This window comes from Pseudomonas sp. AO-1 (genome assembly GCF_019775695.1).
Lineage (GTDB): Bacteria > Pseudomonadota > Gammaproteobacteria > Pseudomonadales > Pseudomonadaceae > Aquipseudomonas > Aquipseudomonas parakoreensis.
Map to the genome: position 1 here is coordinate 31893 of NZ_CP079949.1, position 17018 is coordinate 48910.

Consider the following 17018-nt stretch of genomic DNA (forward strand, 5'->3'; position numbering starts at 1 on the left):
CCGATCCTGACGCCTGTGGCACGCCTTTGTGCCGCGTTTTCCACGGGGAAGCAGCGCAGGAAAAATCGGAGGTCAGGGTATGCAGGCTCAGGGCGTGTTGTTCGGGCAGATCGCCGCCGTCTTCGGCATCGTGATCGCCGGTGTGTGGGGTGGCACGCAGTGGACAGCCGCTGCATTGGGCTACCAGCTACGCCTTGGCTCGCCCTGGTTCGACTTCCACGGCACGCCGGTCTATTACCCTTGGAAGTTGTTCGAGTGGTGGTTCTTCTTCGATGCCTACGCGCCGCAGGTGTTCGATACCGGCGGCATGATCGCGGCAAGCAGCGGCTTGCTAGCCGTGGCGGTCGCCATCGCTATGTCGGTGTGGCGCTCGCGCCAGGCGAGCAAGGTGACGACCTACGGGTCTGCCCGCTGGGCCGATGCTGCCGACATTCGCAAGGCCGGGCTGACGCAGCCCGCTGGGGTCTTTCTCGGCCAACATGATGGCCAATACCTGCGGCACGAAGGGCCGGAACACGTCCTGACCTTTGCGCCGACGCGCTCCGGCAAGGGCGTGGGCATGGTGGTGCCGACGCTGCTTTCCTGGCCCGCGTCCGCCGTCATCCACGACATCAAAGGCGAGAACTGGCAGATCACCGCAGGCTGGCGCTCGCGTTTCTCGCACTGCCTACTGTTCAACCCGACCGATGCCAGTTCGGCAGCCTACAACCCGCTGCTGGAAGTGAGGCGTGGCGCGCACGAAGTACGCGACGTGCAAAACATCGCCGACATCCTGGTCGATCCCGAAGGCGCACTGGAGAAGCGCAACCATTGGGAGAAAACCAGTCACGCGCTACTGGTCGGCGCCATCCTGCATGTGCTTTACGCGGGGGAAGACAAGACGCTGCGTGGCGTCGCCAACTTCCTGTCCGATCCGGCCAGCCCGTTCGAGCTGACCTTGCACTGGATGATGACGACCAAGCACCTTGGCGATACGCAGCATCCCGTCGTTGCATCCGCTGCCCGCGAAGTGCTCAACAAGTCGGACAACGAGCGGTCGGGCGTGCTCTCCACCGCCATGTCATTCCTGGGGCTGTACCGCGACCCCACGGTGGCCGAAGTCACCTCGCGCTGCGACTGGCGCATCGCCGACCTGATTTCCGCCGAGCACCCCGTATCGCTCTATCTGGTGGTGCCGCCGTCCGACATCAGCCGTACCAAACCGCTGATCCGGCTGATCCTCAACCAGATCGGCCGACGGCTCACCGAATCGCTGGATGGCAGTGACGGCATCCAACGCCGCCACAAGCTGCTGCTGATGCTCGATGAGTTCCCGGCGCTGGGCCGCCTGGACTTCTTCGAGACGGCGCTGGCCTTCATGGCGGGCTACGGCATCCGCAGTTTCCTCATCGCACAGTCGCTCAACCAGATCGACAAGGCGTATGGGCAGAACCATTCCATCCTCGACAACTGCCATGTGCGCGTGACGTTCGCCACGAACGACGAGCGCACCGCCAAACGCATCTCTGAAACCCTCGGCACTGCCACCGAGCTGCGCGCCCAGCGCAACTACGCAGGCCACCGTCTTGCACCGTGGCTGGGGCATCTGATGGTGTCGCGGCAGGAGACGGCGCGGCCGCTGCTGACGCCGGGCGAAGTGATGCAGCTTCCGCCCGATGAGGCCGTGGTGATGGTGTCCAGCGTCGCGCCGATCAAGGCGAAGAAGCTGCGCTATTTCGCCGACGCCAATTTCAAGCAACGGGTATTGCCTCCGCCTGCGGTGACGGCAGGCCGCTCTGCGGATGTGCCGCCTGCGCGCCCTGACGACTGGAGCGGGCTGGCGATTCCGCCCGTACCCGCTACGGCATCCGCTGATGACCTGGAGAACTTGGGTCAGACCGATGACGGCGGCCCACGCCGTCAGCCCGAACTGTCGGAAACCGTCGCCTATGACCCCGGGCCGGAATACACGGCCAGCGACCTGTCGCTGCTCGATGACGACGACCCGTTGCCGCTTCCTAGCCAGCTCGACCCCGCCATGCAACGCACGGCGCGACTGGCATCCCTCGACCGCAACGACGGAATCGACCTATGAGCCAATACCGACTCAATCTGTTCATTCAGCGCGAGCATGCCAAGCGCCTCGACGAACTGGCCGCCAAGAAAGGCGTATCCAAATCGTCCATCGTCGCAGCGGCGCTGGCGTCATGGCTGTCACCGGACGCGGGCGACCAGCGCGAGGCAGCCATCGCCAAACGACTGGATCGCCTATCACGGCAGGCCGAGCGTTTGGAGCGTGACCATAACATCCAGATCGAAACACTCGCGCTGTTCATCCGCTACTTCCTTACCGTCAGCACGCCAGTACCCGAGGTGCATCAAGACGCTGCCCGTGCCCAGGGCAAGGCGCGTTTCGAGCAGTTCGTCGAACAGTTGGGCCGCCACCTGCTGCGGGGCCGCAGCCTGGTACGCGATGTGGTGGAAGAACTGCATTCTGACCCCATGCGCATGGATGACGCGGCGGCGATGGCTGCCGCCCATGAACGCACTGCGGAGCGTGCCTCATGAGTGCCGTTCCACAGCTCCCGCCCGAACCGCGCTCATCCGCTGCGGCGTCCCAGGATCGCCGCATCCAGATGCTGCGCACGGCGATGGGGCCGGTGATCGCTGCTGCGCTGGAAGACCCGGACGTGGTGGAAGTGATGCTCAACCCCGACCGGACATTGTGGGTGGATCGGCTGTCGTCTGGCCGTGCGCCGCTGGGCGTCGAACTACCTGAGGCTGATGGCGAACGCATCATCCGCCTGGTCGCTGCCCATGTTGGAGCGGAGGTGCATTGCGGCCAGCCGCTCTTGACTGCCGAACTGCCAGAAACCGGCGAGCGCTTTGAGGGCATCTTGCCGCCCGTCGCACCCGGCCCAGCCTTTGCGCTACGCAAGCGTGCCGTGAGCATCATCGGTCTGGATCGCTATGTGGCCGATGGCATCCTGACCGCTGGGCAGGCCGAGTTTCTGCGTCATGCCGTGCGCGAGCGGCACAACATCCTGATCGCCGGAGGCACCAGTACAGGCAAGACCACGCTGGCCAATGCCTTGCTGGCCGAGATCGCCGTCACCGGCGACCGCGTGCTGGTGCTCGAAGACACCATCGAACTGCAATGCGCAGCCCGTGACCATGTGCCGCTGCGCACCCGTGCGGGCGTGGTGTCGATGCAGGAGTTGGTGCGCACCACGATGCGGCTGCGCCCGGATCGCGTGATCGTGGGCGAAGTGCGCGGCGGCGAAGCGCTGGATCTTGTGAAGGTCTGGGGCACCGGGCACCCCGGTGGCATCGCCACCATTCATGCCGGCTCCGCGTTGGGCGCACTGCTGCGCCTGGAGCAACTGATCCTCGAAGTGGCGGTGAATCCGCCCCGCGCCCTGATCGCCGAGGCGGTCAATGTCGTGATCCACATCGCAGGCCGCGGTCGCAAGCGCCACGTCGAAACCATTTCCCGCGTCGTCGGTTTCGACGGCGTGGGCTACCGCCTGGCGGATGCGCTGGAAACGCCGTTTCCCGAGCTGACGCCGGTTCCTCTTGCAGCCGATGCCGCTGCGACTTCCCCGTCCCTTGACCAACCTGGAGAACTGCCATGACGCAGATGCACGTTCCTGCTTTCCGCTTTTCTGTAAATCCGCTTCTCCGCCTGTCCAGCCTGGCACGACTGCGCAGCCTGGCCCGCCCTGCAGGGCAAGGGCTGCTGCTGGCCGCGCTGCTGCTGTTCCTGGCCGGAACCGCGCAGGCCGCCGGTTCCTCGATGCCGTGGGAAGGCCCGCTGCAATCCATCCTCGAATCCATCCAGGGGCCGGTGGCCCGCATCGTCGCGGTCATCATCATTATTGCGACGGGTCTGGCGCTGGCCTTTGGCGATACCAGTGGCGGTTTCCGCAAGCTGATCCAGATCGTCTTCGGTCTGTCCATTGCCTTTGCGGCTTCCAGCTTCTTCCTGTCGTTCTTCAGCTTCTCCGGCGGGGCCGTTGTATGAGCACGGCCACCGATCTTCCGGGCTTTGAGGTGCCGCTGCACCGCTCGCTGACCGAACCGATCCTGCTGGGCGGCGCGCCGCGCACCGTGGCGATTGCCAATGGCACGCTGGCCGCCGCCGTCGGGCTGGGCCTGCAACTGTGGATTCCCGGCGTGGTGCTGTGGATCGTCGGCCATTCGCTGGCGGTCTGGGGTGCGCGTGTCGATCCGCAGTTCATGCAGGTCTTCGCCCGGCACATCAACCACAAGCCACTGCTGGACGCATAGGGGGATGCCATGCTGAACCTTGCCGAATACCGTCAGCGGCCCGCGTTGCTGGCCGACTGGTTGCCCTGGGCTGGGCTGATCGCGCCGGGCGTGGTGCTGAACAAGGATGGCTCGTTCCAACGCACGGCACGTTTTCGCGGGCCGGATCTGGACAGCGCCACGCAAGGCGAGCTGATCGCCACGTCGGCGCGGCTCAACAACGCACTGCGCCGCCTGGGTTCAGGCTGGGCCTTGTTCATTGAGGCCGAGCGCCGCCCCGCAGCAGGCCACCCACGTTCCGAGTTTCCCGAACCGCTGTCTTGGTTGGTGGAAGAAGAACGTCGCGCGGCCTTCGAGGAATCGGGCCATCACTATGAAAGCGCCTACCACCTGACGCTGGCCTACCTGCCACCGGAAGAATCCCGCGCCCGTGCCGCCAAGATGCTCTATGAAAACGCGCCGGGCGACGGCGTGGATTGGCAGGGGCGTCTGGAAGCCTTCGTGGCGGAAACCGATCGCGTGTTCGACCTGCTCGACGGCGTGATGCCGGAAATTGCCTGGCTGGATGACAGCCAGACACTGACTTACCTGCACACCACGGTGTCCACGCGGCGCTATCGCGTCGGTGTGCCCGACGTGCCGTTCCATATCGACGCAATGTTGGCCGACTCCGCACTGGTTGGCGGCCTGGCACCCATGCTGGGCGACCAGAACCTGCGCGTGGTATCGGTGCGGGGCTTTCCGACCTCGACCTGGCCGGGGATTCTGGACGATCTCAACCGCCTGGGCTTTGGCTATCGCTGGAGCACGCGCTTTCTGTGCCTAGACAAAGCCGAGGCGGAAAGAGAGCTGGGCCGCCTGCGCCGCCAGTGGTTTGCCAAACGGAAGAGCGTCGTCGCGCTGCTGCGCGAAACCATCTTCCAGCAGGAAAGCCCGCTGGTCGATACCGACGCCAACAACAAGGCCGCCGATGCAGACGCCGCCTTGCAAGAACTGGGCAGCGATCAAGTCGCCTTCGGCTACCTGACAGCCACCGTGACGGTGCTCGACATAGACCCAGCCGTGGCCGACGAGAAGCTGCGCATGGTGGAGCGCGTCATTCAGGGCCGGGGCTTCGTCACCATCCCTGAAACCTTGAACGCGGTGGATGCCTGGCTGTCGTCCATTCCCGGTAACGCCTACGCGAATGTGCGTCAGCCCATCGTCTCGACGCTGAACCTGGCGCACATGATGCCGGTATCCGCCGTGTGGGCCGGGCCGGAGAAGAACGCGCACCTTGACGGCCCGCCACTGATCGTCACCCGCACCGATGGCGCGACGCCGTTCCGGCTGGTGACGCACATCGGCGACGTGGGCCACACGCTGGTCGCCGGGCCGACCGGCATGGGCAAGTCGGTGCTGCTGGCCACGCTGGCGATGCAGTTCCGCCGCTATCCCGGCTCGCGCATCTTTGCCTTCGATATGGGCCGCTCCATGCGCGCCACCATCCTAGGGCTGGGCGGTGAGCATTACGACCTGGGCAACGACGGGGCGATTGCGTTCCAGCCTCTCGCCCGCATCGACCACGAGGGCTATCGCACCTGGGCCGCCGAATGGGTGGAAGGCCGCCTGCTGCATGAAGGTGTCTCCATTGGCCCGGACGAGAAGGCCGCGATCTGGTCGGCACTCGGCAGCCTCGCCGGCGCGCCGGTGGAGCAGCGCACGCTGACGGGCCTGTCGGTGCTGCTGCAATCGAACGCACTGCGCCAGGCGCTCGCTCCTTATGTGCTGGGTGGAGCGCACGGAAAGCTGCTGGACGCAGATGCCGATCGGCTGGGTTCCGGTAGCGTGCAGGGCTTTGAGATGGAAGAACTGATGCACAGCAAGGCGGCGGTGCTGGCTGTGCTGGGCTACCTGTTCGCCCGCTTCGATGAACGCTTCGACGGCGCGCCCACGCTGCTGATCCTCGATGAAGCCTGGTTGTTCCTCGATGATCCGGTGTTCGCCGCCCGCATCCGCCAGTGGCTCAAGACGCTGCGGAAGAAGAACGTCAGCGTCATCTTCGCCACTCAGTCGCTGGCCGACATCAAGGATTCAAGCATTGCCCCGGCGGTGATCGAAAGCTGCGCCAGTCGGATTTTTCTCCCTAACCCACAGGCCACCGAGCCGCAGATTCGCACGATCTACGAGGGCTTCGGCCTCAACAGTCGCCAGATCGAGATCGTGGCGACCGCGCAGCCCAAGCGTGACTACTACTACCAATCGCGCCTGGGCAATCGCCTGTTCGACCTCGACCTGGGGCCAGCCACGCTGGCCTTTGCCGGGGCTTCCACCCCGCAAGACCAACGCGACATGGATCGTGTGCTGTTGGACGCAGGCACACCGGGCTTCGCCGGTGCCTGGTTGCGTCATCGCAGCCTCGATTGGGCTGCCGACCTGTTGCCGTCCGCACCGGCGGCAGCGTCCTTCCTCGCTTCTCAACCCCTGGAGGTTTCACCATGAAGAGCCAACCCCTTTTGCTGTCTGTCTCGCTCGCCGCCGTGCTGTCGGCATCGCTGCTGGCCGTTCAGCCCGCATCCGCGTTGACGGTATTCGATCCGTCCAACTTTGTGCAGAACACGCTGACCGCCGTGCGCACGCTGGAGCAGATCAACAACCAGATCAACCAGCTTCAGAACGAAGCACAAATGCTGATGAACCAGGCGCGCAATCTGGCGAATCTGGATTTCAACATCGTCAATCGCCTGCGCTCGACGCTCGCCACGACCGAGCGCCTGATCGCCGAGGCACGCGGCCTGGCCTATGACGTGCAGAGCATGGATGCCACTTTCGCCCGGCTGTACCCGGAGCAGTATGCCGCGACCGTCAGCGGCGACCAGATGCTGCGCGACGCGCAGGAGCGCTGGAAGAACACGCTGAACGGCCTGCACACCGCGATGCGGATGCAGGCGCAGGTGTCGCAGAACCTGGCGCAAGACGAAAGCGCGCTGTCCGATCTGGTCAGCCAGAGTCAGTCCGCCACCGGCGCGCTGCAAGCCATGCAGGCGACCAACCAGCTTCTGGCCTTGCAGGCCAAGCAGTCCATCCAGGCACAGCAACTCCAGATCACGCAGGAACGCGCCGCCGCGCTGGAACTGGCGCGCCAAGCAGCGGCTGTCGAACGTGGCCGTGAAGTGACGCGCCGCTTTCTGGGTGAGGGCACACCATACACGCCGCAGCGCGTGGATTTTTACGGCAACTGACGGGAGACGGCCATGCGATGCGTTTACTTGCTGCTGCCCATGCTGCTGATCGCTTGCAGCCAGCAGCCGACCGAAGACCTGGCCGCTGCCTTGGCCGCCGATCCCGTGCGACTCAAGGCTTTGCGTGCGCAGTGTGCAGCCGACAGGGCTACGGCAGGCGAAGACGCTTGCCTGGCAGCGGCTGAAGCCTTCCGGCGGCGCTTCTTCGCCGGTGAAACCGGGCCTGACGAGTTCTGCACGCTGGCCGATCTGCCGCCGATCCCGCCGAGCTTCGACACGCCAGCCAGTGACCAGGACGCCATGCCTTCCGAGGAGGGAGAGCCATGAACGACGTGACAGTGATCGACCGCTTTCTTGCCACCTTCTCGCGGTACATCGACTCGGGCTTTGGGCTGCTGCAGGGCGAAGTCGCGTTCCTCACCGCCACGTTGATCGTCATCGACATGACCATCGCTGGCTTGTACTGGGCGATGAGCCACGCCACCGGCCAGGGCGATGACGTGATTGCCAAGCTGCTGCGCAAGGTGCTCTACGTTGGGGCCTTCGCCTACATCATCAACAACTTTAACTGGCTGGCCGGAATCGTCTTCCGCTCCTTTGCAGGCCTGGGCCTGACGGCCAGCGGCTCGACGATGAGCATGGGCGACTTCCTGCAACCGGGGCGACTGGCGAAGACCGGCATCGACGCAGCAGCGCCGATCCTTGAGCAGATAAACGACATGGCGGGCTTTCCCGAAGTGTTCGTCAACATGACGCCTATCGTGGTCATGTTCCTGGCTTGGGCGGTGGTGATCCTGTGCTTCTTCGTGCTGGCGATCCAGCTTTTCATCACGCTGATCGAGTTCAAGCTGACCACGCTCGCGGGCTTCGTACTGGTGCCTTTCGCACTGTGGAACAAGACCAGCTTTCTCGCCGAAAAGGTGCTGGGCAACGTAGTGTCCTCAGGCATCAAGGTGCTGGTGCTGGCCGTCATCGTCGGCATTGGATCGGGCCTGTTCGCCGAGTTCCAGGTGCATCCAGCCGAGCCGTCCATCGACCATGCAGTGGTCATCATGCTGGCCTCATTGACGCTGCTGGCGTTGGGGATCTTCGGCCCTGGTATTGCCACCGGGCTGGTATCCGGCGCACCGCAGCTTGGTGCCGGCGCGATGGCAGGTGCCGCCGTGGGTGCCGCAGGTGCAGCGGTTGCCGTAGGTGCTGCGGCAACCGGCGTGGGCGGTGCGGTGATGGCCGGGGCGCGCATGGCACCGGCTGCCGCCAAGCTCGCCGGGGCTGGCGCACGGGCCGCGACCTCGGCAGCGGGTAGCGCGAAGTCGGCATTCCAGGCTGGTTCCGCCGCTGCGGGCGGCGGAACCAAAGGCGCGATGGCAGGGCTGGGCAGTGTCGCCAAGGGCGGCGCACAGGCGGCACGCCAACGCGCTGGTGCTGGCATCAAGGCAGCGGCGGCCAAGGCAGCCGCGCCATTCAAAGCAGGCTGGCAAGGCTCTGGCGCAGATGACGGCTCAGGCGGAGGCACTGCCGGGCCAGCCGCCACAGGCGGTGCCACTGGCAACACGGCCAACGCGCAGAAGCAGGAACAACCCGGCTGGGCCAAGCGCCTGCAACGCCGCCAACAACTCACCCAGGCCACCACCACTGCCGCGCACACGCTGCGCGGTGGCGACGGCGGCGGTTCGGGCCAAGGCCCGAGCCTGCGGGATTCCGATAGCTGACTTTCAAGGAGAACTCCATGCGATTCAAACGACCGCAGGTGCGCTATGCCGATACGCCGCAGCCTGCCACGCCCTATCAATCCGCAGCCCAGGTTTGGGACGAGCGCATCGGCTCGGCCCGTGTGCAGGCCAAGAACTGGCGGCTGATGGCTTTCGGCTGCCTCGTGCTCGCGCTGCTGATGGCCGGCGGCCTGGTGTGGCGATCGGCCCAGTCCATCGTCACGCCCTACGTCATCGAGGTCGATCAGTCCGGCCAGGTGCGCACCGTGGGCGAAGCGGCCACGCCGTACCGTCCCACCGATGCGCAGACGGCGCACCATATCGCGCGCTTCATTGGTCTGGTGCGCTCGCTGTCCATCGACCCCATCGTCGTGCGCCAGAACTGGCTCGATGCCTACGACTACACCACCGATCGGGGCGCGGCCGTGCTCAACGACTACGCCCGCACCAACGACCCGTTCGCCCGCATCGGCAAGGAGTCGGTGACGGTGCAGATCACCAGCGTGGTTCGCGCCAGCGATGCGTCGTTCAACGTGCGCTGGACGGAACGCCGCTACGTCAATGGCGCGGCGGCCGGGCTGGAGCGATGGACGGCGGTGGTGTCCATCGTGCAGCAGACCCCGCGCACCGAAGAACGCCTGCGCCGCAACCCGCTGGGTATCTACGTCAATGGCCTGTCGTGGAGCCGTGAACTGGATTCTTCTGAAGGAGCCAAACCATGAATACACATTTCCGTAAAACCGCATTACTGGTGATCCTGCTGGCATCGACTGTCCTGTTTGCGGGCTGTGCCACGCAGGGCAAACCGCCGCCGATGATCTCGCTCGATGAGCCGGTGCAGGCTCAGCCATTGCCCGAGCCGCCCAAGCCCATCGAAGTGGTGGCAGTGCCCGAACCCTTGGCGCTGCCAGCGCAGTTGAAGCCGCTGCCGGACGTCGATGTGGCCCCGGCGGCACCGGAGCCTGCCGACGAGAAGGTGCGCGTCTCCCGCGCCAATGCCGAGGCGCGCATTGCGCCGACCCGAGAGGGCTACGTCAATGCGATCCAGGTCTGGCCGTTCACCGATGGCGCGCTGTACCAGGTCTATGCGTCCGTGGGCCGCGTGACGGTGATCGCGCTCCAGCCCGGCGAGGAACTGGTGACGGTCGCTGCGGGCGATACCGTGCGCTGGATCGTCGGTGACACCTCCAGCGGCAGCGGTGCTGATCTGCGCGTCAATGTGCTGGTCAAGCCTATCCGTTCCAGCTTGAAGACCAATCTGGTCATCACCACCAGCCGCAGGACGTACCTGCTGGAACTGACTTCGACCGACAAGGCGTGGATGGCGTCGGTGTCCTGGGACTATCCCAAGGATCGGATGCTGGCCTTGCAGCGCCAGGCCCAAGCCGCCAACGCTGCCGCGCCGGTCGATGCAGGCTTGTCGCTGGAGAACATCCGCTTTCGCTATGCAATCAGCGGCAGCAATCCGCCGTGGAAGCCGCTGCGCGCCTTCGATGATGGCGAGAAGGTTTATATCCAGTTCCCGACAGGCATCGCCCAGGGCGAGCTGCCGCCGCTGTTCGTCATCGGCGCGCAGGGCGACGGGCAACTGGTGAACTATCGCTTCCGCTCGCCGTACTACATCGTGGATCGCCTGTTCGGTGCAGCAGAACTGCGCCTGGGGGCCGACAAGGGCGACGTGGTGCGCATCGAGCGCACGGATGGCATTGCCGGGAGGAACTGAGCATGAGCCAGGACGATACCCCCGACCTTGCCACGCCTCAGGTGGACAAAGTGGCACCCGAGGCGGTGGCGCTGCGCGCCCAACCGCGTCCGGTCACGCGCCTGAACCGGCGCACGCTGGCCATCCTCGCCGGCGGCTTGTCGGTTGGCGTGATGGGCGCACTGATCTGGTCGCTGCAACCGCAACAACGCGGCGCAGGCGAATCCATGGAGCTGTACAACGTGGATCGTGTGTCGCGCTCGGAAGGCCTCGACCAACTTCCTGCCGACTATTCCAAGTTGCCAGCGCTGCCGCCCGATGTGCCGGAGCTGGGGCCACCGCTGCCGGGTGATCTGGGGCCAGCCATCGTCAATTCGCAGCAGCCAGTTGCCGCTACCTATGCCGCGCCCGGCTACGACCCCAACGATGCGCTACGCAAGGAAGAAGAAGCAGCGGCAGCTTCATCGGTGTTCTTCCGCACGGGTTCCCCGCAGGCGGCGCCCGTGGCGCAGTCGCAGGTCGCTGCCGCGCCTGGCTTCGCTGCCAATGCCGCTTTCGATCCGCTGGCTGCTGGCCCCGCCTCGACGGCGGCCCAGCCTGTTGATCCGACGGCCGTGCAGAACCGGCAAGACCAGAAAGAGGCGTTCCTGACAGGCGGGTCTACGGAAACCCGCAATTCCGGCAATCTGCAAATGCCCACCTCGCCGTATCAGGTGATGGCGGGTACGGTGATCGCCAGTGCGCTGGCCACTGGCATCAAGTCCGACCTGCCAGGCGACGTGATCGCCACGGTGACGGAACCGATCTACGACACGGCCACTGGCAAGTTCCTGCTGATCCCGCAGGGTTCGCGCATCTTGGGCAAATACAACAGCCAGGTCAGCTACGGCCAGAGCCGCGTGCAGGTGGTGTGGAACCGCATCATCCTGCCGGATACGTCTTCGCTCACGCTCGACAACCTCGTCGGCACCGACCCCGCAGGCTATGCCGGCCTGGAAGACGATGTGGACTGGCATTGGGATCGGATCTTCGCCGGTGCAGTGCTGACGACGCTGCTGGGTGTGGGAGCCGAACTGGCCGCACCCGAGAACCGCCAGGACGGTGATCGCGTGATTATCGCTGGACGCGACAGCCTGCAGGACACCGTGAACCAGGTCGGCCAAGAAGTGACCCGGCGCAACCTCAACATCCAACCCACGCTGACCAGCCGCCCTGGCTTGCCGGTGCGCATCATCGTCAACCGCGATCTGGTACTGCGGCCTTACCAGCCACTGTTCTTCAACAAGGGGACTTCACGATGAGTACGACCAGGAAACTGCGGCTGGGGCCGCTGCCCAAGACCGAGAGCATGAAGCTAACCTTTGCCTGCCCGGCCAGCTTGAAAGCCGACCTCGACCGCTACGCCGCGCTGCACGCGCAGGCGTATGGCGAGGCGGTCGATGCCGTGACGCTGATCCCGCATATGCTGGAGGCGTTCATGGCCGGTGATCGGGGGTTCAAGAAAGGAAGCGCCAGCAAGGCCTTGCCGCCGAAGCCAAGCTGAAAATGCACTGGAACCAGACTGAGCATCCCTCGAACGCGCAGCCCAACGCTGCGCGTTCTTCGTTCTGGATGGGCTGCGAGGGAATGGGCTAAAATGACTGAACAGGCCTGCCAGTTCTTGGCAATCTCCATCGCTACAACGCGACTCGGCTTGCTTTCTCTAGGCTCTCATGTGGCTCCCAGCCCACAACGCCGCATCCCCTGCAAGCGGCACGAAACAGAGCTAACTTATTGCCCCGTATATGGTTTCAAGCCTCGCGTGGTTTGCGCGAAAGACTTGACGCTGGCCATTTTTTATTACGGTATCGCTCGACGCCTACCCCTTGTACCCATTGCTGATCGGGTACCGCCGCTCACGCCCGAACGCCCGGCGCGAGACCTTCGGCCCCGGGGCCGCCTGATGGCGCTTCCACTCGCTGGTGCGCACCAGGCGCAGCACACGGTCCACCACCTCGGCGGCGTAGCCGGCGGCCACGATCTCCTCGCGCGACTGCTCCTGGTCCACATAGCGGTACAGGATGCCGTCCAGCACGTCGTAGGCCGGCAGCGAATCCTGGTCGGTCTGGTTGGCGCGCAGCTCGGCCGAGGGTGGGCGGGAAATCACCGCCGGCGGGATCACCGGGGCGCCGCCCACGGTATTGCGCCACTTGGAGAGCCCGAACACCTCCGTCTTGTACAGGTCCTTGAGCGGGGCGTAGCCGCCACACATGTCGCCGTAGATGGTCGCGTAGCCCACCGCATACTCGCTCTTGTTGCCGGTGGTCAGCAGCAGCCCGCCAAACTTGTTGGAGAGCGCCATCAGGATCACGCCGCGGCTGCGCGACTGCAGGTTCTCTTCCGTCACATCCGCCGCCTGCCCTTCGAACATCGGGCCGAGCGCGGCCATCAGCCCCTCGAACACCGGCTCGATCGAGACCGCTTCCAGCGTCACGCCCAGCGCGCGGCACTGCTCGGCCGCCAGGTCGTTGGACATGTCCGCTGTGTAGCGCGAGGGCAGCCGCACCGCGGTGACATTGGCCGCGCCCAGCGCGTCCACCGCCATCGCCAGCACCAGGGCCGAATCGATGCCGCCGGACAGGCCCAGCCAGACCTTCTTGAAGCCGTTCTTGCGGCAGTAATCCTGGATCCCGCGGGTCACCGCGCGCCAGGCCAGTGCATCCATGCTCTCGTCGCCGTCGTCGATCCACTCGCGTGGCAGGAAGCGGCGGGTGCCGGCGTCGTAATCCACCACCAGCCACTGGTCGGTGAAGGCCGCAGCGGCCGGATGCACGGTGCCATCGCCGTCAGCGACGACTGACGCGCCATCGAACACCAGCGCGTCCTGGCCGCCCACCACGTTGAGGTAGGCGATCGCCGCCCCGCTCTCGCGGGTGCGCTCGGCCAGCAGCGCATCGCGCTGGGCATGCTTGCCACGCTCGTAGGGGGAGGCATTGGGCACCACCACCAGCTGCGCGCCGGCACGGACGGTATCGGCCAGCGGTTCGGCGAACCACAGGTCTTCACAGACCAGCACGCCCACCGGCACGCCCTTCAGCTCGAACACGCAGCTGCCGCCGTCCGGATCGACATCGAAGTAACGGCGCTCATCGAACACCGCGTAATTGGGCAGCTCGCGCTTGCGGTAGGTGTGCTCGACCTTGCCATCGCGCAGCACGCTGGCCGCGTTGTAGACCACCGCACCAGCGGCCTGTGGCCAACCGACCACCGCCGCGATGCCGGTGGTCGCCGCCGCGATGCGCTCCAGCGCCTGCTGGCAGTCGTACAGGAAGCCCGGCCGCAACAGCAGGTCCTCCGGCGGATAGCCGCTGATCGCCAGCTCGGGGAACACCACCAGCTCGGCACCGTACTCATCGCGCGCCTCGGCGATCATCGTGATGATGGTGTCGGTGTTCTGCGCCACTGCGCCAACCGGGAAATCAAACTGCGCCAGGGCAATGCGGAGCGACGTCATGGGGGTCCAGCCTGTAGTTGCAATACACGCATTGTAGTGCCGGCCGCTGGCCGGCAACCACGCATTCGGCGGCAGCACGATGAGGAGCCGGCCAGCGGCCGGCACTACGTGGCGTGCTTGCCTTCCAGCGGCCGGGACCTACCGCTTCGGGTATCGCCTGAAACGCAGAAAGGCCGCCCGGAGGCGGCCTTTCTGTTTGGAGCAGCCGAGCATGGCTCGGCTCTACCGCACGTCCGCCGCTTGCGCGGCGGGCGGCTTATTTCACCAGCTTGGCGATGGCAGCGCCCAGGTCGCCCGGCGAGCGGACGGTGACAACACCGGCAGCTTCCATGGCGGCGAACTTGCCTTCGGCGGTGCCCTTGCCGCCCGATGCGATCGCACCGGCGTGGCCCATGCGCTTGCCGGCCGGAGCCGAGGCGCCCGCGATGAAACCGACGACCGGCTTCTTCACGTGGTTCTTGATGTACTCGGCACCGGCTTCTTCAGCGTCGCCGCCGATTTCGCCGACCATGATGATGCCCAGGGTCTGCGGATCTTCGTTGAACAGCTTCAGGCAGTCGACGAAGTTCAGGCCGTTGATCGGGTCACCACCGATGCCGATGCAGGTGGACTGGCCCAGGCCGACTTCGGTGGTCTGCTTGACCGCTTCATAGGTCAGGGTGCCCGAACGCGACACGATGCCGATCTTGCCCGGCATGTGGATGTGGCCCGGCATGATGCCGATCTTGCACTCGCCCGGGGTGATCACGCCGGGGCAGTTCGGACCGACCAGCACGGTGTCCGGATGCGAGCGGGTCAGCACGTTCTTGACGCGCAGCATGTCCAGCACCGGGATGCCTTCGGTGATGCACACGATGACCTGGATGCCGGCAGCAGCCGCTTCCAGGATCGCGTCAGCCGCGTACGGCGGCGGCACGTAGATGACCGAGGCGTTGGCGCCGGTGCTCTGCACGGCGTCGGCAACGGTGTTGAAGACCGGCAGATCGATGTGGGTGGTGCCGCCCTTGCCGGGGGTCACGCCGCCAACAACCTGGGTGCCGTACTCGATCATCTGAGTGGCGTGGAAGGTGCCCTGCTGGCCGGTGAAGCCCTGCACGATCACCTTGGTGTTCTTATTGATCAAAACTGACATTGGATTTCCTTCGGTGTCGGATCAGGCGGCGGCTTTGACAGCAGCGACGACCTTCTTGGCACCGTCGTTGATGTTGTCGGCCGGGATGATGGCCATGCCGCTGTCACGCAGCAGCTGCTTGCCTTCTTCCACGTTGGTGCCTTCCAGGCGCACCACGACCGGAACCTTGACGCCCACTTCCTTGACCGCGGCGATGATGCCTTCGGCAATCATGTCGCAGCGGACGATGCCGCCGAAGATGTTGACGAAGATGCCTTCAACCTTGTCCGAGGACAGGATCAGCTTGAACGCTTCGATGACGCGCTGCTTGTTCGCACCGCCGCCCACGTCCAGGAAGTTCGCCGGCTCGCCGCCGTTGAGCTTGATGACGTCCATGGTGGCCATGGCCAGGCCGGCGCCGTTGACCATGCAGCCGATGTTGCCGTCCATGGTGACGTAGTTGATGTCCAGCTCCGAAGCGGTCACTTCGGTTTCGTCTTCCTGGGTCTTGTCGCGCATGGCAACCAGAGCCTTCTGACGGAACGCGGCGTTGTCGTCGCTGTCGAACTTGCCGTCCAGCGCGTACAGGTTGCCGTCGTCCAGGATGGCCAGCGGGTTGATTTCAACCAGGGCCAGGTCCTTTTCGTTGAACAGGCGGTACAGGTTCACCATGATGTTGGCGAACTGGCCGGCCTGCTTGGCGGTCAGGCCCAGCTTGAAGCCGAAATCACGGCCGTGGTAACCCTGCACGCCTTCAACGAAATCGACGTTGAGCGAGTGGATCAGCTCGGGGGTTTCAGCGGCGACCTGCTCGATCTCCACGCCGCCTTCCGAAGAAGCGATGTAGGTGATGGTCTTGGTGCCACGGTCAACCAGCACCGACAGGTACAGTTCCTTGACGATCTCACCGGCGGTGGTCACCAGCACCAGGTTGACCGGCAGTTCAACGCCTGCGGTCTGGTAGGTGGCCATCTTGGTGCCGAGCATCTTGGCCGCAGCGGCCTTCACGTCGTCGGTGGTCTTGCAGAACTTGACGCCGCCAGCCTTGCCGCGGCCGCCAGCGTGGATCTGCGCCTTGACCATCCAGGGGCCCTGGCCCAGGGCGTTGGCAGCTTCAACCGCTTCGTCCGGGGTAGCCGCGACCTTGCCGGCCGGAACGGGAATGCCGTACTCGGCAAGCAGCTGTTTTGACTGGTATTCGTGGAAATTCATGCGTCACCGTGGGAATAGGAACGACCGCACGCATCTCCAAGGCTCCCTCACGGGGGCGCCGGTAAGGACCGCGGCGGGCCCACTATTGTGGACGACCCGGCGCGTGGGCGCAAAGAAGTCAGTCCCAAGACACGCACAGGGAGCCGTTTCCGGCGCAATTTCAGACAGTTGCGGCAGCTGCCGGGAACCGCCACCCGGCCCCCCTGTGGCATGGCCGCGCAGCTGGCCGGCGCCTGCATACCGCCCGGCCTTCACACGCCCGGCCCCGGCCGCCTGCCCCCAAACCCGGCCGGACCCCCTACACTGCCCCCATGCCAGA

Annotated in this window: 16 protein-coding genes; 13 read left to right on the forward strand and 3 right to left on the reverse strand. The window is 65.3% G+C overall.

Annotated elements, in window-relative coordinates:
• Nucleotides 1-79 precede the first annotated feature (79 nt).
• Genes KVQ82_RS31230 through KVQ82_RS31290 form a run of 13 tightly spaced genes read left to right on the forward strand, consistent with a single transcriptional unit; the run spans nt 80 to nt 12426 of the window.
• Nucleotides 80-2074, forward strand: a complete 1995-nt coding sequence (locus tag KVQ82_RS31230) for a conjugal transfer protein TraG (protein ID WP_198833937.1) — start codon at nt 80-82, stop codon at nt 2072-2074.
• Nucleotides 2071-2547, forward strand: a complete 477-nt coding sequence (locus KVQ82_RS31235; RefSeq protein ID WP_124084143.1) for a ribbon-helix-helix protein, CopG family — start codon at nt 2071-2073, stop codon at nt 2545-2547. Before KVQ82_RS31230 ends, KVQ82_RS31235 begins: the two co-directional genes overlap by 4 nt.
• Nucleotides 2544-3614 carry a P-type conjugative transfer ATPase TrbB gene (trbB, locus tag KVQ82_RS31240; protein WP_198833938.1) on the forward strand — a complete coding sequence of 357 codons (1071 nt, stop codon included), beginning with the start codon at nt 2544-2546 and terminating at the stop codon, nt 3612-3614. Before KVQ82_RS31235 ends, trbB begins: the two co-directional genes overlap by 4 nt.
• Complete coding sequence (locus KVQ82_RS31245; RefSeq protein WP_124084141.1) at nt 3611-4003, forward strand: TrbC/VirB2 family protein; 393 nt, start codon at nt 3611-3613, stop codon at nt 4001-4003. Before trbB ends, KVQ82_RS31245 begins: the two co-directional genes overlap by 4 nt.
• Complete coding sequence (locus KVQ82_RS31250) at nt 4000-4269, forward strand: VirB3 family type IV secretion system protein (protein WP_124084140.1); 270 nt, start codon at nt 4000-4002, stop codon at nt 4267-4269. The genes KVQ82_RS31245 and KVQ82_RS31250 overlap by 4 nt, the downstream gene beginning before the upstream one ends.
• A gap of 9 nt (nt 4270-4278) precedes the next feature.
• Nucleotides 4279-6729: a conjugal transfer protein TrbE gene (trbE, locus tag KVQ82_RS31255; RefSeq protein WP_198833939.1), complete on the forward strand. Its 2451-nt coding sequence runs from the start codon at nt 4279-4281 to the stop codon at nt 6727-6729.
• The gene (gene trbJ, locus KVQ82_RS31260; protein WP_124084138.1) at nt 6726-7469 is read left to right on the forward strand and encodes a P-type conjugative transfer protein TrbJ; all 744 of its coding nucleotides are present in this window, start codon (nt 6726-6728) and stop codon (nt 7467-7469) included. The genes trbE and trbJ overlap by 4 nt, the downstream gene beginning before the upstream one ends.
• A 12-nt stretch (nt 7470-7481) precedes the next feature.
• The gene (locus KVQ82_RS31265) at nt 7482-7796 is read left to right on the forward strand and encodes a hypothetical protein (RefSeq protein ID WP_124084137.1); all 315 of its coding nucleotides are present in this window, start codon (nt 7482-7484) and stop codon (nt 7794-7796) included.
• Nucleotides 7793-9181: a P-type conjugative transfer protein TrbL gene (gene trbL, locus KVQ82_RS31270; RefSeq protein ID WP_124084136.1), complete on the forward strand. Its 1389-nt coding sequence runs from the start codon at nt 7793-7795 to the stop codon at nt 9179-9181. Before KVQ82_RS31265 ends, trbL begins: the two co-directional genes overlap by 4 nt.
• A gap of 17 nt (nt 9182-9198) precedes the next feature.
• Complete coding sequence (gene trbF / locus KVQ82_RS31275) at nt 9199-9903, forward strand: conjugal transfer protein TrbF (RefSeq protein ID WP_088434115.1); 705 nt, start codon at nt 9199-9201, stop codon at nt 9901-9903.
• Nucleotides 9900-10904, forward strand: a complete 1005-nt coding sequence (gene trbG, locus KVQ82_RS31280; protein ID WP_124084135.1) for a P-type conjugative transfer protein TrbG — start codon at nt 9900-9902, stop codon at nt 10902-10904. Before trbF ends, trbG begins: the two co-directional genes overlap by 4 nt.
• Before the next feature lie 2 nt (nt 10905-10906).
• Nucleotides 10907-12184, forward strand: coding sequence for a TrbI/VirB10 family protein (locus tag KVQ82_RS31285; protein WP_198833940.1), 1278 nt, complete (start codon nt 10907-10909; stop codon nt 12182-12184).
• Nucleotides 12181-12426 (forward strand): DUF2274 domain-containing protein, encoded by a 246-nt coding sequence (locus KVQ82_RS31290; protein WP_124084133.1) that lies wholly within the window; start codon nt 12181-12183, stop codon nt 12424-12426. Before KVQ82_RS31285 ends, KVQ82_RS31290 begins: the two co-directional genes overlap by 4 nt.
• Before the next feature lie 315 nt (nt 12427-12741).
• Here KVQ82_RS31290 and KVQ82_RS31295 read toward each other — a convergent pair whose 3' ends face one another.
• The 3 genes from KVQ82_RS31295 to sucC form a co-directional block, all read right to left on the reverse strand.
• Nucleotides 12742-14376, reverse strand: a complete 1635-nt coding sequence (locus KVQ82_RS31295; RefSeq protein ID WP_222019497.1) for an NAD+ synthase — start codon at nt 14374-14376, stop codon at nt 12742-12744.
• A 256-nt stretch (nt 14377-14632) separates the two neighbouring features.
• Nucleotides 14633-15508: a succinate--CoA ligase subunit alpha gene (gene sucD, locus KVQ82_RS31300; protein WP_121039237.1), complete on the reverse strand. Its 876-nt coding sequence runs from the start codon at nt 15506-15508 to the stop codon at nt 14633-14635.
• Nucleotides 15509-15529: 21 nt separating this feature from the next.
• Nucleotides 15530-16699: an ADP-forming succinate--CoA ligase subunit beta gene (gene sucC / locus KVQ82_RS31305; protein ID WP_121039240.1), complete on the reverse strand. Its 1170-nt coding sequence runs from the start codon at nt 16697-16699 to the stop codon at nt 15530-15532.
• Nucleotides 16700-17018 lie beyond the last annotated feature (319 nt).

Coding starts and splice junctions, on each gene's coding strand:
- KVQ82_RS31230 (WP_198833937.1), top strand. CDS start 80: ATGCAGGCTCAGGGCGTGTTGTTCGGGCAGATCGCCGCCGTCTTCGGC.
- KVQ82_RS31235 (WP_124084143.1), top strand. CDS start 2,071: ATGAGCCAATACCGACTCAATCTGTTCATTCAGCGCGAGCATGCCAAG.
- trbB (WP_198833938.1), top strand. CDS start 2,544: ATGAGTGCCGTTCCACAGCTCCCGCCCGAACCGCGCTCATCCGCTGCG.
- KVQ82_RS31245 (WP_124084141.1), top strand. CDS start 3,611: ATGACGCAGATGCACGTTCCTGCTTTCCGCTTTTCTGTAAATCCGCTT.
- KVQ82_RS31250 (WP_124084140.1), top strand. CDS start 4,000: ATGAGCACGGCCACCGATCTTCCGGGCTTTGAGGTGCCGCTGCACCGC.
- trbE (WP_198833939.1), top strand. CDS start 4,279: ATGCTGAACCTTGCCGAATACCGTCAGCGGCCCGCGTTGCTGGCCGAC.
- trbJ (WP_124084138.1), top strand. CDS start 6,726: ATGAAGAGCCAACCCCTTTTGCTGTCTGTCTCGCTCGCCGCCGTGCTG.
- KVQ82_RS31265 (WP_124084137.1), top strand. CDS start 7,482: ATGCGATGCGTTTACTTGCTGCTGCCCATGCTGCTGATCGCTTGCAGC.
- trbL (WP_124084136.1), top strand. CDS start 7,793: ATGAACGACGTGACAGTGATCGACCGCTTTCTTGCCACCTTCTCGCGG.
- trbF (WP_088434115.1), top strand. CDS start 9,199: ATGCGATTCAAACGACCGCAGGTGCGCTATGCCGATACGCCGCAGCCT.
- trbG (WP_124084135.1), top strand. CDS start 9,900: ATGAATACACATTTCCGTAAAACCGCATTACTGGTGATCCTGCTGGCA.
- KVQ82_RS31285 (WP_198833940.1), top strand. CDS start 10,907: ATGAGCCAGGACGATACCCCCGACCTTGCCACGCCTCAGGTGGACAAA.
- KVQ82_RS31290 (WP_124084133.1), top strand. CDS start 12,181: ATGAGTACGACCAGGAAACTGCGGCTGGGGCCGCTGCCCAAGACCGAG.
- KVQ82_RS31295 (WP_222019497.1), bottom strand. CDS start 14,376: ATGACGTCGCTCCGCATTGCCCTGGCGCAGTTTGATTTCCCGGTTGGC.
- sucD (WP_121039237.1), bottom strand. CDS start 15,508: ATGTCAGTTTTGATCAATAAGAACACCAAGGTGATCGTGCAGGGCTTC.
- sucC (WP_121039240.1), bottom strand. CDS start 16,699: ATGAATTTCCACGAATACCAGTCAAAACAGCTGCTTGCCGAGTACGGC.